The sequence below is a fragment of the Halobacillus kuroshimensis DSM 18393 genome (genome assembly GCF_000425705.1).
Classification (GTDB): domain Bacteria; phylum Bacillota; class Bacilli; order Bacillales; family Halobacillaceae; genus Halobacillus; species Halobacillus kuroshimensis.
Window position 1 is genome coordinate 867,036 of sequence record NZ_AUDY01000008.1, and the last position, 13,794, is coordinate 880,829.

The 13,794-nt window shown below is 45.8% G+C and carries 20 protein-coding genes; 4 read left to right on the forward strand and 16 right to left on the reverse strand.

From position 1 onward, the window contains the following. The 11 genes from H615_RS0106355 to H615_RS0106405 form a co-directional block, all read right to left on the reverse strand. Nucleotides 1–1,155 carry an exonuclease SbcCD subunit D gene (locus H615_RS0106355; RefSeq protein WP_027954359.1) on the reverse strand — a complete coding sequence of 385 codons (1,155 nt, stop codon included), beginning with the start codon at nt 1,153–1,155 and terminating at the stop codon, nt 1–3. 9 nt (nt 1,156–1,164) lie between these two features. Continuing rightward, complete coding sequence (locus H615_RS0106360; RefSeq protein ID WP_027954360.1) at nt 1,165–1,383, reverse strand: YozE family protein; 219 nt, start codon at nt 1,381–1,383, stop codon at nt 1,165–1,167. A 109-nt stretch (nt 1,384–1,492) separates the two neighbouring features. Then, a complete protein-coding gene (tatC, locus tag H615_RS0106365) occupies nt 1,493–2,221 on the reverse strand; it encodes a twin-arginine translocase subunit TatC (protein ID WP_084163067.1) in 729 nt (242 codons plus the stop codon). A 110-nt stretch (nt 2,222–2,331) separates the two neighbouring features. Next, entirely contained in the window at nt 2,332–2,520 is a 189-nt protein-coding gene (tatA, locus tag H615_RS0106370) for a twin-arginine translocase TatA/TatE family subunit (protein ID WP_027954362.1), read from the reverse strand. Between the two features lie 31 nt (nt 2,521–2,551). Beyond that, nucleotides 2,552–2,728 carry a twin-arginine translocase TatA/TatE family subunit gene (locus H615_RS22005; RefSeq protein WP_084163020.1) on the reverse strand — a complete coding sequence of 59 codons (177 nt, stop codon included), beginning with the start codon at nt 2,726–2,728 and terminating at the stop codon, nt 2,552–2,554. Nucleotides 2,729–2,816: 88 nt separating this feature from the next. Continuing rightward, nucleotides 2,817–3,431 carry a molybdenum cofactor guanylyltransferase gene (mobA, locus tag H615_RS0106380; protein ID WP_084163021.1) on the reverse strand — a complete coding sequence of 205 codons (615 nt, stop codon included), beginning with the start codon at nt 3,429–3,431 and terminating at the stop codon, nt 2,817–2,819. Then, nucleotides 3,428–3,925 carry a dihydrofolate reductase gene (locus tag H615_RS0106385; RefSeq protein ID WP_027954364.1) on the reverse strand — a complete coding sequence of 166 codons (498 nt, stop codon included), beginning with the start codon at nt 3,923–3,925 and terminating at the stop codon, nt 3,428–3,430. The genes mobA and H615_RS0106385 overlap by 4 nt, the downstream gene beginning before the upstream one ends. Before the next feature lie 22 nt (nt 3,926–3,947). Then, nucleotides 3,948–4,907 (reverse strand): thymidylate synthase, encoded by a 960-nt coding sequence (locus H615_RS0106390; protein WP_027954365.1) that lies wholly within the window; start codon nt 4,905–4,907, stop codon nt 3,948–3,950. Further along, complete coding sequence (locus H615_RS20965; RefSeq protein ID WP_051254605.1) at nt 4,897–5,520, reverse strand: HD domain-containing protein; 624 nt, start codon at nt 5,518–5,520, stop codon at nt 4,897–4,899. The genes H615_RS0106390 and H615_RS20965 overlap by 11 nt, the downstream gene beginning before the upstream one ends. Before the next feature lie 8 nt (nt 5,521–5,528). Beyond that, entirely contained in the window at nt 5,529–6,383 is an 855-nt protein-coding gene (locus tag H615_RS0106400) for a DUF72 domain-containing protein (protein ID WP_027954366.1), read from the reverse strand. Between the two features lie 50 nt (nt 6,384–6,433). After that, nucleotides 6,434–8,104: a formate--tetrahydrofolate ligase gene (locus H615_RS0106405; protein ID WP_027954367.1), complete on the reverse strand. Its 1,671-nt coding sequence runs from the start codon at nt 8,102–8,104 to the stop codon at nt 6,434–6,436. A 330-nt stretch (nt 8,105–8,434) separates the two neighbouring features. Here H615_RS0106405 and H615_RS0106410 point away from each other — a divergent pair, with 330 nt between their 5' ends. The 3 genes from H615_RS0106410 to H615_RS0106420 all read left to right on the forward strand — a co-directional run bounded on the left by H615_RS0106410 (nt 8,435) and on the right by H615_RS0106420 (nt 9,885). After that, entirely contained in the window at nt 8,435–8,635 is a 201-nt protein-coding gene (locus H615_RS0106410; protein ID WP_027954368.1) for a cold-shock protein, read from the forward strand. A gap of 150 nt (nt 8,636–8,785) precedes the next feature. Beyond that, the gene (locus H615_RS0106415) at nt 8,786–9,463 is read left to right on the forward strand and encodes a queuosine precursor transporter (protein ID WP_027954369.1); all 678 of its coding nucleotides are present in this window, start codon (nt 8,786–8,788) and stop codon (nt 9,461–9,463) included. 11 nt (nt 9,464–9,474) lie between these two features. Then, the gene (locus H615_RS0106420) at nt 9,475–9,885 is read left to right on the forward strand and encodes a ribonuclease HI family protein (protein ID WP_027954370.1); all 411 of its coding nucleotides are present in this window, start codon (nt 9,475–9,477) and stop codon (nt 9,883–9,885) included. A gap of 11 nt (nt 9,886–9,896) precedes the next feature. Here H615_RS0106420 and H615_RS0106425 read toward each other — a convergent pair whose 3' ends face one another. The 5 genes from H615_RS0106425 to H615_RS0106445 all read right to left on the reverse strand — a co-directional run bounded on the left by H615_RS0106425 (nt 9,897) and on the right by H615_RS0106445 (nt 13,117). Continuing rightward, complete coding sequence (locus tag H615_RS0106425; protein WP_027954371.1) at nt 9,897–10,178, reverse strand: DUF6123 family protein; 282 nt, start codon at nt 10,176–10,178, stop codon at nt 9,897–9,899. A gap of 145 nt (nt 10,179–10,323) precedes the next feature. Beyond that, nucleotides 10,324–10,500, reverse strand: a complete 177-nt coding sequence (locus tag H615_RS22290; RefSeq protein ID WP_156896448.1) for a hypothetical protein — start codon at nt 10,498–10,500, stop codon at nt 10,324–10,326. Nucleotides 10,501–10,590: 90 nt separating this feature from the next. After that, complete coding sequence (locus H615_RS0106435; RefSeq protein ID WP_027954372.1) at nt 10,591–11,100, reverse strand: isoprenylcysteine carboxyl methyltransferase family protein; 510 nt, start codon at nt 11,098–11,100, stop codon at nt 10,591–10,593. Then, on the reverse strand, nt 11,101–12,180 hold the full coding sequence (locus H615_RS0106440; RefSeq protein WP_027954373.1) for a type III polyketide synthase: 1,080 nt from the start codon (nt 12,178–12,180) through the stop codon (nt 11,101–11,103). It lies immediately after the preceding gene. 169 nt (nt 12,181–12,349) lie between these two features. Continuing rightward, nucleotides 12,350–13,117 (reverse strand): SDR family NAD(P)-dependent oxidoreductase, encoded by a 768-nt coding sequence (locus H615_RS0106445; protein WP_027954374.1) that lies wholly within the window; start codon nt 13,115–13,117, stop codon nt 12,350–12,352. Between the two features lie 120 nt (nt 13,118–13,237). On the opposite strand from H615_RS0106445, the gene H615_RS0106450 reads away from it, so the two are divergent. Beyond that, on the forward strand, nt 13,238–13,786 hold the full coding sequence (locus H615_RS0106450) for a hypothetical protein (RefSeq protein WP_027954375.1): 549 nt from the start codon (nt 13,238–13,240) through the stop codon (nt 13,784–13,786). Nucleotides 13,787–13,794: the final 8 nt, after the last annotated feature.

Consider the following 13,794-nt stretch of genomic DNA (forward strand, 5'->3'; position numbering starts at 1 on the left):
TTACTGCTCCCTTTCCTTTTTCTTTAACGCATGAACGGCCTGTTCAATCATGTCCTTCCGCTTTTCAGGAAGGGGATCTCCTTTGATATCTTCATAGAAAGAGGCGAAAAGTTCCGAGTGAGAGAGGGTCTGTCTTTTCTTCACATGCTCCAGATCGTCCATTTCAGGATTGGACATCGATCTTTTTCTTTCTAAATGAAGGATGTTCGGATAGACTTGACGGAGTTTTCCCATCGGATCAAGCAGCTGTCCGTCATCCAATAGACGAACATGCAGATAGTCCTCTTGATTGGACACCGCCTCACCCGAAAGAAGATCTTCAAAATACCCTTCGATCACTTTGAAATCGCGCAGCGGGTGTAAAGGGATTTTCTCAATTTCACACATCCCATCCTCATCCATATGGACAAGGGTTACGGATTTATTGTGACTGGCTTCGGAAAACGAGTATTTCAGCAGCGATCCGCTGTAGCGGATATATTCCCGGGTCACACGCTGGGGTTGATGCAGATGACCGAGCGCCGTATACGCAAAATTCGTAAACAAGGACGCATCCACATAAGGGCTGCCCCCGATCATTGAAAGCCGTTCTTCTGATTCGGACTCCATCCCTCCGGCGAGGAACGAATGACCGATCCAGACATGTCTCTCCTCCGAATCAAAACGGTGTTCAATATCGTTGATGATTTTTTCAGCTGCCTGGTGATGGGATTTTATCGAGTCATCATCAAAGACCTTTGCCGCTTCTGCCGGCTCTAAATAAGGAATTAAATGAAAATGGACAGGCCCGTGATCGTCATATAACGTGACAGGCTCCCGATCTTTCTTTAATTTAGAATCTAGAAACAGTCCCTGCCTGCGGAACATTTCGCTTCCGAACTGTAGACGATCAGGACTGTCGTGGTTGCCTGAAATCGCAAGAACAGGGATCTGCAGATCATTGACCAACGTCGTCAGCGTATCATTTAACAGCTCCACAGCCTCTTTAGGAGGTATGGAACGATCGTATAAATCGCCAGCGATAATAATACAATCGGGCTCTTTTTCTTTGACAATATCAATGAACCGCTCAAGCATATAACGTTGATCATCCGTCATATGTACATAGTTGACGATTTTTCCTAAATGCCAGTCGGCGGTGTGAAGGAACTTCATTGGATCACCTCATTCTTCTACTTGTTCATATTCATCATAAAGCCGGTCAAAAAGGCTGAGAGCCCCTGCAAAAGGAGCATTCCACTCCAAATAGCGGCTGATTTCATCATAGGAGACCGACTGTTTGGGAAAGCTGTGATCTTTGAACATCCACTCAGCCAGCTGCTTCTCCTCATCCATTCTCTTGTTTCCGCGGTAACGCATCATATAATGATAAAAAGATTTCATACAAATCCTCCTGTCTCTCTTTCTATAGTTTTATCACGAATAAAAGAAGCCGGCAAAAATTCAAGCCGGTCTTCCTTGAATAAAAAAGATCCCCGGCCGGGGATCTTTCTTATTCTTCGATATCCGATTCCATAAATTCTCTGTGCTTTTCAAGTTTTTTCCGATAAACCATCCGCGATAATACGATACTGATTTCATATAAAATAATTAAGGGCACGGCCACGACCAGCTGCAGAATGAAATCCGGCGGAGATATAATCGTGCCGATAATGACCAGCACAAAGTAGGCATACTTCCTGATTTTCACGAGCAGGACAGGGTTTACAATCCCCAGACTGGTTAAGAACATGACGATGACCGGAATTTCAAATAACACAGCAAACGGTATGGTCACCCGGAATAAAAATCGGAAGTATCGTTCCACTGTATAAATCTCATTGAACATCCCATTGTTCAGCGACAGCAGAAATGGAAGGATCAACTCTACGAAAACGAGGTACCCGAACGTCAGCCCTCCTAGAAACAGGATGAAGATGGCTGGTATGTAGGAAAGAGATGCCTTCCGTTCCTTAGGGGTCAACGCAGGTTTAATAAACAGCCACAGCTGCAGAGACAGAACAGGAAGAGTTCCGACAACGGCAACCAGTGTGGCGAATGTGAAGATGATCCAGATGATTTCACCTGGACTGGTCATGTTCAGTTCAAAAGGTAGATCTTTGATGAAGAAGTATTGAATCTGATCTACGTAGAAGAAGCCGGCAATAAAAAAGGCGGCAAAAAAGACGAACGTCCAGATCACACGTTTACGTAATTCACTTAAATGGTCGGTTATGTTCATTTCGATATCTTGAGATATATTGTCGTCGGACAAATCATTCACCTCCAGGCTTGCTCCAGCCTGACAAAAAGGAAGATGCAAGGGGAAACCCTTACATCTCCCTTATTCATTTAGTCTGTCTTTTTCTTTTCAGTTTTCCCATTGTCCTCATCGGACATGATATCGCCGGTCGCTTTTTTGAATTCCTTCAGAGAGCTTCCAAAGGCCTTGCCGATTTCAGGAAGCTTGGAAGGGCCGAACACGACCAGGGCGATGATCAAAATCAGAATCAGCCCGGGTACTCCAATACTGGATAACATGGAAAATCACTCCGTTTTTACAGGGTGGTGGTTATTTTTCGGTCTTCTTTTCCTCTGAATCACTAGTCAAATCGCGGGCCGAATTCTTGAATTCCTTTAATGTCTCTCCGGCAGCCTTTCCGATTTCAGGAAGTTTCTTGGGACCAAATATCACCAAAGCAATCGTCAGAATTAAAATCAACCCGGGAATACCAATACTTGAGAGCATATCCTCACCGCCTTTTTCTCAAAACGACTGATCGTTGGACCGAACCGTCGTTGATGCTTGGAAAAATTCTCTTGATAGCCTTATCATATCATTCATGACGGGGGTTTGTCTCTATCCCTTCGTCTTTTTTCAACCATTCCTCCGCCTTTCTGTAATCGGACGGTGTATTCATGTTGAAGAAATGCTTGTCCAGGACAGTTGAAGGGATGGGAGAAAAATCGTTGATTTCCTGCGTTCGGATCCCGGCCAGGAATTCCCCAACTTTTCTTCCACCCTGCTGTATGAATGTGTCCAGGGTATGTACCGTCCGTTTGTGATACAGCCCGGATAATGGATGCCTGCGGCCGTTATAGACGGGAATCACCGCGTCTGTTTGGGAATCCGCATACGTAAGCAGGTGGTGGTAAACCTCCGCGGAAAGAAAGGGTGTATCACAGGCCGTGACGGCTATCCACTCCTCTTCTGCATGGTTCATGACAGCATGGATGCCCCCGAGCGGCCCCGTCTGCTCAAAATGTTCCGGAGCCGTCGGATAGACCGGGTGTGCATCGCTTTGATTAATAATCAAATGCGGCGTCAATACTGCAAGGCGGCACAAAATTCTTTCCAGCACCGATGTGTGACCGAGCCGCAAAGAACTTTTATCCATGCCCATCCTCGTGGACCCCCCTTCATTCAGAACAGCTCCGCACACGGGCTTCATGAAATCCGCTTCCGGTCGTAGGTTCGGAAGTAATAGTCATAAGGGTTTTTTTCGTCCTTCATGCCTTTTGTTTCGGAGGATAACGTCCATTGATCGTAATTGAATGGCGGGAAGTACGTGTCGCCTTCAAATTCAGCGTCAATATACGTAAGATACATACGGTCGGCATAAGGAAGCATTTTCTCGAATAATACACTGCCTCCGATGACGAACCATTCCTTATCCGGCTGTTCCTGTTCCAGTTTCAGAATCTCGTCTATGGAGTGAATAACCGTACAGCCTTCCCTGTCATAGGATTCGTTTGACGTCAAGACGATATGCTTTCTTTCAGGAAGCGGACGGGCGAAGGATTCGAACGTTTTTCTTCCCATGATGATGGTTTTCCCCCAGGTCATATCCTTAAAGAATTTAAAATCGTTGGGGATATGCCAGGGAAGGTCGTTATCTTTTCCGATTAGTTGATGACGATCCATCGCAAAAATAAATGAAATCACAGTCTCACAGCCTTTCTATGGTTTACACCGCTACCGGTGCTTTTATTCCCGGATGAGGGTCATAGTCTTCGATTGTAATATCCTTCATCTCAAAGTCGAAAATACTTGAGATTTCACTGTTCAGCTGAAGCTTCGGCAGCCCTCGGGGTTCTCTGCTGAGCTGTCGTTGAATCTGGTCTATGTGATTGGTGTAAATATGGGCATCTCCAAGCGTATGAATGAATTCTCCGACCTCGAGCCCGCATTCGTGAGCGATCAAGTGTGTCAAAAGGGCGTAACTGGCGATGTTAAAAGGCACACCCAGGAAGATATCGCCGCTTCGCTGATAAAGCTGGCAGGAAAGCTTACCATCCGCTACGTAAAATTGGAACATGGCATGACAAGGGGGCAGTGCCATATTGGAAGGGACGTCCTCCGGGTTCCATGCCGTTACGATATGGCGGCGGGAATCAGGGTTGGATTTGATGCTTTCCACCACATTTTTCAATTGATCGATGCTGCCGTCCCTGCTCGTCTTCCATTCCCTCCACTGCTTTCCATAAACAGAACCAAGCTCACCGTAGGTATCAGCGAACGTATCATCGGTAAGGATTTTTTCCTTAAAAAGATTCATCTGATCTTCATAAACCTTTTGGAATTCCGGATCCTGCTGACTCCTGCGGCCGAAGTCCGTCATATCCGGCCCGTGGTAGTCCTCACTTTCCACCCAGGTCTTGAACGCCCATTCATTCCAAATATTGTTGTTGTGCTGCAGAAGATATTTAATGTTTGTATCTCCTTTAATAAACCAGAGCAGCTCACTCGCAATCAGACGGAACGGCACCCGTTTGGTCGTTAAAAGAGGGAAACCTTCTTCTAAATCAAAGCGCATCTGATGGCCGAACACAGAATATGTACCTGTCCCTGTCCTGTCAGATTTTTCACTGCCTTCTTCCAATACGAGCCGGCACAAATCAAGATAGGCCTGTTCGTTATTTGTCATGATGATGAACCTCCTCATTGGTGATAAAAATATCATTTCGCATTTCTTCAAGGAATTGTACCATAAATGAATGGCGCCTGGAGGCCTCATTTCTGCCTGTTTCCGTATTCATAAGAGAGACCAGTTTCAGTAACTTCTCCTCGAAATGGCTGAACGAATCCCGGGATCCATCTTCTGAATACAACGGCTGTCCATGCGCTCCACCATAAGCAAACGTGCGTGCGATACCAATGGCACCTATCGCATCCAGCCGGTCAGCATCCTGGACGATTTTTCCTGTCCACGTTTGAGGGATACGTCCTTTTGAAAACGACACATCACGGATCGATGCATCCAGTTCTTCTACCTCTCTTTGGGTCAGGGACAGGGAAAGAAGAAACGAATCTCTTTCTTTCAACGCCTGTTCAGGATGTTTTGTCAGCTTCCGGTCTCCAATATCGTGGAGCCAGCCGGCAGCTTCACACATAAAGGGATCCCCCTTCTCCTTCCTGGCAATCGCAGCCGACCAGAAGGCGACCCGTTTCATATGCTCGTAATCATGGCCGGTCGCGTCCCCTGAAAACTGCGAGGCCGTATAGGTCCGGATTCTTTCCAACATCTCTGTCTTCTTCATAGAACCTCCTAAAAATTGAATAAATCCATCTGTCTTGGATTTAAATCGTTGTAATGGATGTTCAGCATTTCCTGAAACTGTTTGGCATTGTCTGCGGCATCCCCGCCGGAATTATTGTTGAATAGGAGCGTAACTTCAGGGGTCTCCTGTTCGAGCTCCCGGGCCCGCTCCGCCCATTCGGCAAGCTCATCATGGCTGTACCGGTAAAGAAAACGGACTTTACGCCAGTCTTTACGGCCATTTTTGTTCCACCCGTGTGTATTCCGTCCATGAAAACGCACGAGCGTCTTATTGGGATGGGTCGGCACAAGAATACGGGGAACGGACCCTTCTCCTGCCTGTGGTTCATCACAGATGCTGTGAATCCACTGCTGATCCTTCATAAAAGAAAGTGTCTGCGCCCTGTATTCCTCCTGAAACCACGTTCGGTTCCGGAATTCAAGAGCGATCGGATACGGCTCCAGCCACTCCCGTATATACCTTAATTTGCGGATATGCTCTTTTCTTACATCAAACCACGGAGGGAACTGAAACAGCAGGGCGTTTACTTTTCCAGCTTCCCATACCGGTTGGACCGACTCCTCATAACGGAGCATAAGATCTCTCGCTTCCTGAACGGACCTGGATTCCCTGTCATGTCCTGTCAGCTGGTTGAATGCTTTAATAACAAAAGAGAACGAGTCCGGTGTCTCTTTCAGCCATTTTTCGTAGCGGGACAGCGGCTGAATCGCATAAAAAGCTGTATCCACTTCGACTACAGGGAAATGAGAAGCATATTCGGAAAGCTTGTTTTCTGAACGTGTTTTCTCCGAATAGAGAGAGGCGTGATCGCCCCACCCGGTAAGTCCAATATTGATCGTCATCGATGTCCCTCCTCTTTGTATAACAGCGTCCACAGGAAGATGATCAAAGATTAGAACAATCCTTTTACAACTCCGGACGCATCAACATCCATCTGGAGAGCTGCCGGATTTTTAGGTAGACCCGGCATCGTCATGACATCTCCCGTCAAAGCTACCAGGAATCCAGCACCGATGGAAGGATATAAATCTCTAACTGTAATCGTGAAATCTTCCGGACGCCCAAGCTTCGATGGATCATCGGAAAGAGAGTACTGGGTTTTGGCCATACAAATCGGCAGGTTGTTAAAGCCCAGGTTGTTCATCTGACGCATCTGTTTTTCAGCTTTGGATGAGAATTCAACGCCGGCGGCCCCATAAATCCTGCGGGCAATTTTTTCTATTTTCTGCTCTATGGAATCTTCGAGCTCATAGGTGTAGGCAAGCGGCTGATGTTTTTGATCCGCTGCAGCTATGACTTTTTCAGCAAGATCCAATCCACCGCTGCCGCCTTTCTCATGGACCTGAACAAGAGAGACGGGTGCCCCCTCTTGATTACACCACGCTGTCAAGGTATCAATCTCTGCTTTAGTATCTGTCGGGAACTCATTGATAGCAATAACATAAGGGACTTGGAACTGCTCTATCGTTTCCATATGTTTTTTTAAATTGGCAGCCCCTTCCATTAAAGCAGCTGTATTTTCGTTGTGAAGCTCCTTTTTATCTACACCCCCATGCATCTTCAAGGCACGGATCGTCGCCACAATCACTACGGCATCGGGTTCAAATCCGCCTGCACGTGTTTTGATATCCAGGAATTTCTCTGCGCCCAGGTCCGCTCCAAACCCGGCTTCTGTTACGACGTAATCGCCGAGTTTCGCAGCCATCTTCGTAGCCTTGACACTATTGCATCCGTGCGCAATATTGGCAAACGGCCCTCCGTGTATGATTGCCGGGGTATTTTCCAAAGTCTGAACCAGATTGGGTTTAGCAGCATCCTTCAATAGGAGAGTCAGAGCACCTTCATAACCGAGTTCCTGTACCGTTACAGGTTTTCTGTCATGCGTATAGCCGATGACCATGCGGGCCAGGCGTTCTTTTAAATCCTGAAGATCTGAAGCCAGACAAAGAACAGCCATAATCTCAGAGGCGACAGAAATCATAAATCCATCTTCCCGCGGTACACCTTTGACAGGCCCTCCCAGTCCTACGACCACTTCTCTTAACGCCCGGTCGTTCAAATCCACCACACGCTTCCATGAAATACGACGAGGGTCGATATTCAGCTCGTTGCCCTGGTGTATGTGATTATCTATAAAAGCCGAGAGGGCATTATTCGCAGAAGTGATCGCATGAATATCTCCTGTAAAGTGAAGGTTGATTTCCTCCATCGGGACCACTTGGGAATACCCACCACCGGCGGCTCCGCCTTTCAGTCCCATCGTCGGCCCAAGGGAGGGTTCCCTTAAAGCGATGACCGCCTTTTTGTTCAGCTTGTTCAATGCCTGTCCAAGCCCCACAGTAACCGTGGACTTCCCTTCACCTGCAGGCGTCGGGTTAATGGAGGTTGTAAGGATAATCTTCCCGGATGAACGACCTTCCAGCTTTTGTTCAAGTTTGTCAGACAGCTTCGCTTTGTAATGCCCGTAAGGTTCCCAGTCCTCTTCGGAGAGATTCAATCCGGCAGCTATGTCCTTAATGGGTTTCATTTGTGCTTCAAGGGCTATATCAATGTCTTTATTCATATGTATCATCCTTTCTCTTTTCCACCTCTATTGTACCTTACACCGCTTGATAGTTATAGTCATCCACTCTTGTGAACCCTCTCTGCGTGTATCCGCTTCCTAATCTTAATCTGAAAGGTTTTTTAAAAGAAAAAAGTATAGTCAGAATGTTGACGCTTTTTTCCTCATAAGATATATTTGTAGTAAGCAAATATCACGATCGGAAAGATAAATGACTGGTAAAGCCCATAGGAGTGACCGGAATTTATTTTCCGCACTTGTATGGTTTTTTTATTTCGGTGTGTATTTGTAATTCCCACGTTTGACGTGCAAGATTTAGGAGGAAACAACATGCAGAATGGTACAGTAAAATGGTTTAATGCAGAAAAAGGCTACGGTTTTATCCAGGTAGAAGGCGGCAACGATGTATTCGTCCACTTCTCTGCGATCCAGGAGGAAGGCTTCAAATCCCTTGAAGAGGGACAGGCCGTAACATTTGAAATCGTTGAAGGCGACCGCGGTCCACAGGCGGCCAACGTTGAAAAAGCATAAATCACCAAAAAAGCAGTCTCTTTTGAGATTGCTTTTTTTCATTCTTCGTTATCCTTGCATTCCTGCCTATTCCGTCGTATAATTTAGCGCTGTTGTACGCATACGCGGTTCGGGAACTCCCGCGTTACCAAAACTAGGAGGAATTGCAGCATGAATAACGAAATGATATGGCTCATTTTTGCAATCATAAACTTCATACTTCTGCTTGGAGTTTACCGGATATTCGGTAGAACAGGCTTGTTTGTCTGGATCGGTATGGCTACAGTGGTGGCCAACATCCAGGTGGTGAAAACCATTGAGTTGTTCGGTCTACAGGCGACACTTGGGAACATCGTCTATGGAACAGCCTTTTTAGCTACGGACATATTAAATGAAAAATATGGAAAGAAAGAAGCTGGAAAAGCGGTTTGGCTCGGTTTCAGCTCTCTGCTTGCCATGACAGTCCTTATGCAGGGGGCTCTCTTGTTCACGCCAGGAACAAATGATATCGCTCAACCCGCACTGGAAACGCTGTTCGGTATTGTTCCGAGAGTAGCAGCCGGAAGTCTGGCTGCCTATCTGGTGAGTCAATATTTTGATGTGTGGCTCTACGCCGGGTTGAAGAAACGGTTTGCTGATGATAAATATTTATGGATCCGCAACAACGGAAGCACCATGATCAGCCAGCTGCTGGACACAGCGGTTTTCTGCTTCATCGCCTTTTACGGCGTTTATCCAGCTGATATATGGCTGGAAATATTCCTGACGACCTACGTCATTAAATTTATTGTATCGGCTTTGGATACCCCATTCTTTTATATAGCAAAAAAATTTCCACGCTCTGAGTGAGGAGGGTCTTGATGATTGAAGTACACACAGATGCTGCCTGCAGCGGCGATCCGGGCATGAGCGCCGCGGGGATTGTGATCAAAACCAACAATCAAACCGAAGAACACCAGTTCTTTCTTGGAACATGGACCAATCATGAAGCGGAATTCCTTGCGGTCAGCCGTGCTCTGGAATTGTGCCGATCGGATTATCCCGGTGAGATCATTTCCATCCGCTCTGATTCAAAAATCGTTGTGGATACACTGGATCGGAAATATACGAAAAACAAAAAGTTCCTTCCTTTATTCGAGCACATTCAGGAGCTGGAACAGTCCTTTTCTTTTGTATTTTATAAATGGATACCAGACAAACAAAACCGGCATGCGGACAAGCTTGCCCGCGAATGCCTGTTGAAACACGCACAAAACCCAGATCAATCCTGATCTGGGTTTTGTTATGACTTCTTTAAAGCCAGCTTCTGTTCCACTACTTCATAGGCCCGGCGCTTGCTTGTAATGGATGCGTCTGCAATAAGTTCCAGCACACTGATAAAGAAGCTGGCATCAAAGGACTGCTGTGCTTTCAATGTTGTCCGGACAGCAATAATGGTTTTCCATTCAGCTGCATTCGTCGAATTTTTACCAAAGTAAATAAACTGTACATCCTCATCACTCAGTTTAAAGCCTCTGCTCCATAGATCCTCAAGAAAATAAGCCAAGTCATGTTTTCGATTCATAGGACGCTCCTTCGTGCATAGATCGTTGAACCCTTCACGTTCGCGAAAGAGTACAAAATCACTCCTTCTGTCCGTCCCCATTATAGCATTTTTATTCGACAAATTTCTTCTGTCTTTGCTTCTTTTTCAAAAATAAAGCCAGGTCCTAGGGCCTGGCGGAAATGGACGTTTCATATTCTTTTCTCATTTCCTCAAGGGATGCACGCTTTTGTAATTTCAATCTGTCGATGACAGAAACGGCCGGCGCAGCCCCGACTTTAGCTGTTATATAGATCATAAGAACACTGTACACCATCGTCACAGCAAGAAGAAGCAGAACCATCATCTGCACACCTTTCTAATTGAAAATGATTTTCATTTCTATTTAGAAATTATAGCAGAGCTTCGGCAGGTCCGCAACGTAAAATCTCTCCTATATCCGCTCCTTCAGCGCTTTTTCTTCTTCCGGTATCCGGACCGTTAAAACCATAAGATGGAGAAAAGGAAAAACAAGTGCAGTCGCATAAGCATGAAACAACACAGGGATGACCAGAAGCTCAAAAAATACAATCACATAATTAGGATGCTTCATATATTTATATAACCCACGACTGATCGGTTTCTCCTCGGGAAGAACGAGAATCCTTGTGTTCCACCTTTTCCCAAGTGTAGATATGCACCATATTCTCATCCCTTGGAGAACTATAAAAAGAAAAACGGCGGGATAGAAGATGGGTTGAAACACAAAAGTAGTAAACGTGTATTCTGCTATGATGGACAGAAAAAACAGGGCATGCAGAAGGATAAACAGATAATAATGATTACTCCCCCATTCTTTCGCGCCTTGAGAAAGCATCCATTTCCGATTTCTTGCTGCCAGAATAAGTTCACCAAAGCGCTGAAAAATAATCAACGAAAAGATCAGCCACAACAGCATCTCCATCTATACCCACTCCAAACTGATAATTTCTGAACTGAAGCCAGGTCCGAGAGATGTCATGAACGAACGCGTGCCCGCTTCAGGACGCTGGTCCATAATACGCTCCAGGACAAAATGGACGGTTGGTGAAGACATGTTTCCATGCTGCGCCAATACGTTTCTGGAGGAAGTCAGCACAGAATCTTCCAGTTGGAGAACCTCCTTGTACGCCTCCAGTACTTTCTTCCCTCCGGGGTGCGCGACGATAAATGGAAGCCCGTTGATATCCCATTGGTGCTCATTCAATACTTCACGTGCATGGACACTCCAGAAATCCTTCACTAACCGTGGAATACTTTTTTTGAAAATAACTTCAAAGCCATTGTCCACGACACGCCACCCCATCACATCTTCACTATTCCGTTTTGTTTTGGAGCTGGCACTGATTATCGAAGGAACCGTTTCTTGAAGCTGGTTGTTCATTTTCCATGTATCGCCCGAAACAAGTACGGCAGAAGCACCGTCTCCGAATAATGCTGTTCCCACAAAATTGCTTGTTGTTGCATCATCCAATTGGAATGTCAAACTGCACAGTTCCACACAAACCACCAGCACGCAGCTATCCGGATGTCCCAGCAGCCATTCATAAGCTTTTGCTACTCCACTCGTTCCACCTGCACAGCCAAGACCAAAAATCGGGGTTCGTTTCACACTCTCCTTAAAATGCAGTTCATTCATTATGTAGGTATCGAGAGTTGGAGTGGCGATTCCTGTTGATGAGACAAATATGACGTGATCGATGGATCCATAGTCAAAATCTCCTCCAAACACCTTTCCTACACAGTTTTTCACCGCTTCTAAACTGTACTGGAGAGCTTTATCGACGTACAGGTCATTTCGTTCTTTTAATCCGTGCTGCTTTTTATACCAATCCAATGGCTGCGCAAACTGTCGTTCTTTTACTTCCGCATGTTCAAAGATGGGAAGCAGTCGTTTCATCTCGTGAGGTTTCATGGGAAAAAGTTCTTTTACCAGGTGCTGGACATCTGTTTGAGGACAGGAATATTCCGCACGGGCCGTTCCTGCAGCAATAATGTAAGGCATTGTCATCCTCCTTTTTCTTACTATGTGTAAAAAAAGGAGATTTATGTTTGTATGGATTTCTTCTTAAGTGATGGTTTTTTCTTTTTTATAATTCGGAGTTGCTACTAAGTTTTAAGTTGGGGTTAAAAGGCAAAGATTCCGCTATGGATGATGGCTGTTTTTTCATTTTTTAAAAGCCGTAAATGGTCATGCCTCCATCTACAAGGAGCGTCTGTCCTGTCATATAATTGCCGGCATCTGAAGCCAGAAATACGGCTGCGCCGCTGAGTTCTTCCAGCTTTCCAATCCTGTTTAACGGCGTCCGTGCGAGAATCTCTTTCACATACTCCTCATCCTGAAGCAGCTTTTCTGTCAAGGATGTTGGAAAGTACCACGGCCCGATCGCGTTGACATTGATGTTGTACTTCCCCCATTCAAGGGCAAGATTCTTAGTCATCTGAATGAGCGCACTCTTCGTCATGGCATAAACCACACCAGTCCGAAGAGCGGTGTGCCCCCCTACAGAAGAGATGTTAATAATCTTACCTGCCGTGTTATCCATCATGATCCGTCCGGCATATTGAGAAAGAAAGAAGGCGCTTTTCATATTGGTATTGATGATCTGGTCCCACTCCGATTCGGAGACAGAGGCGGCTTCACTCCGGATATTCATGCCGGCGTTATTCACCCAGATGTCAATGGGCCGTCCCCGCCTGATTTTCTCGACTTTTTCAATGATAAGATCATAATGATTAATGTCTTCTACTATTGGAAAAGCCCGCTGCCCCAGTTCCTCTACGTCATTCTTTACTTGGTCAAGCTCCTCGCTGTTTCTCGCAATGACGATAACGTCAGCACCGGATTCAGCAAAGGCCAGCGTAATGGCCCTTCCGATCCCTTTCGTTCCTCCAGTGACAACAGCTAAGCGGTGATCCAGTCTGAAATTTGGCAGATACATAGGTCATCCTCCTGTTTATTCGATGAATTTTCAGTATATTGTAACATTTTTGCTAATTCTTTACATTTTTCTCCTGCTTTTTTACAATAAACGTTGTAACTACATAAGGGGGTCATAACTTTGAAAAAATGGTTGATTGCTCTCGGTGTAACTTCGGCATTGATAACAGCCGGATGCAGCGGAGACACAGAAGAAAGCAGTGATTCAGAAGGACAAAACGAAGAAACGGCTGAAACAGAAGAAAATAACAGCCAGGATCTAAAAAAATCACTGATGGATGCCCAGATGGAATTGACCGATACATTTAAACCGCACCAGCAGAAAATTTCCGCCTATCAAGCAGCGGCTGCTGAGGAAGAGCCGGATACAGAAACCATTACATCAGCAGGCGAAGAAGCGAAAACAGCCGCTGGTGAAGCAGCGGCTGCCGCTTCAGACTACACCGTAGAAACCGAACTTCCTGATGAAACGAAAACAAAAATCCAGGAAGCCATGCCTTCTCTTCAGGCTTACTACGAGGAAGTAGAAAAAGCATTGGATGAAAATCTAGAAGAGGCCGACTTCTCAGCTGCTGAAGAAAAAGCAACGGAATTCAATGAGCAGTTTGGTCAGATTCTAAAAGATGCCGACTTCCCAGCAGCCCCGGATTTAATTGGTGAAATGTCATAATGATAAGA

What these genes read in the sequence shown, in the direction of transcription:
- H615_RS0106355 (WP_027954359.1), bottom strand. Translation starts at nt 1,155, where the DNA reads ATGAAGTTCCTTCACACCGCCGACTGGCATTTAGGAAAAATCGTCAAC.
- H615_RS0106360 (WP_027954360.1), bottom strand. Translation starts at nt 1,383, where the DNA reads ATGAAATCTTTTTATCATTATATGATGCGTTACCGCGGAAACAAGAGA.
- tatC (WP_084163067.1), bottom strand. Translation starts at nt 2,221, where the DNA reads ATGAACATAACCGACCATTTAAGTGAATTACGTAAACGTGTGATCTGG.
- tatA (WP_027954362.1), bottom strand. Translation starts at nt 2,520, where the DNA reads ATGTTATCCAGTATTGGAGTACCCGGGCTGATTCTGATTTTGATCATC.
- H615_RS22005 (WP_084163020.1), bottom strand. Translation starts at nt 2,728, where the DNA reads ATGCTCTCAAGTATTGGTATTCCCGGGTTGATTTTAATTCTGACGATT.
- mobA (WP_084163021.1), bottom strand. Translation starts at nt 3,431, where the DNA reads ATGAAGCCCGTGTGCGGAGCTGTTCTGAATGAAGGGGGGTCCACGAGG.
- H615_RS0106390 (WP_027954365.1), bottom strand. Translation starts at nt 4,907, where the DNA reads ATGACAAATAACGAACAGGCCTATCTTGATTTGTGCCGGCTCGTATTG.
- H615_RS20965 (WP_051254605.1), bottom strand. Translation starts at nt 5,520, where the DNA reads ATGAAGAAGACAGAGATGTTGGAAAGAATCCGGACCTATACGGCCTCG.
- H615_RS0106400 (WP_027954366.1), bottom strand. Translation starts at nt 6,383, where the DNA reads ATGACGATCAATATTGGACTTACCGGGTGGGGCGATCACGCCTCTCTC.
- H615_RS0106405 (WP_027954367.1), bottom strand. Translation starts at nt 8,104, where the DNA reads ATGAATAAAGACATTGATATAGCCCTTGAAGCACAAATGAAACCCATT.
- H615_RS0106410 (WP_027954368.1), top strand. Translation starts at nt 8,435, where the DNA reads ATGCAGAATGGTACAGTAAAATGGTTTAATGCAGAAAAAGGCTACGGT.
- H615_RS0106415 (WP_027954369.1), top strand. Translation starts at nt 8,786, where the DNA reads ATGAATAACGAAATGATATGGCTCATTTTTGCAATCATAAACTTCATA.
- H615_RS0106420 (WP_027954370.1), top strand. Translation starts at nt 9,475, where the DNA reads ATGATTGAAGTACACACAGATGCTGCCTGCAGCGGCGATCCGGGCATG.
- H615_RS0106425 (WP_027954371.1), bottom strand. Translation starts at nt 10,178, where the DNA reads ATGAATCGAAAACATGACTTGGCTTATTTTCTTGAGGATCTATGGAGC.
- H615_RS22290 (WP_156896448.1), bottom strand. Translation starts at nt 10,500, where the DNA reads ATGGTTCTGCTTCTTCTTGCTGTGACGATGGTGTACAGTGTTCTTATG.
- H615_RS0106435 (WP_027954372.1), bottom strand. Translation starts at nt 11,100, where the DNA reads ATGGAGATGCTGTTGTGGCTGATCTTTTCGTTGATTATTTTTCAGCGC.
- H615_RS0106440 (WP_027954373.1), bottom strand. Translation starts at nt 12,180, where the DNA reads ATGCCTTACATTATTGCTGCAGGAACGGCCCGTGCGGAATATTCCTGT.
- H615_RS0106445 (WP_027954374.1), bottom strand. Translation starts at nt 13,117, where the DNA reads ATGTATCTGCCAAATTTCAGACTGGATCACCGCTTAGCTGTTGTCACT.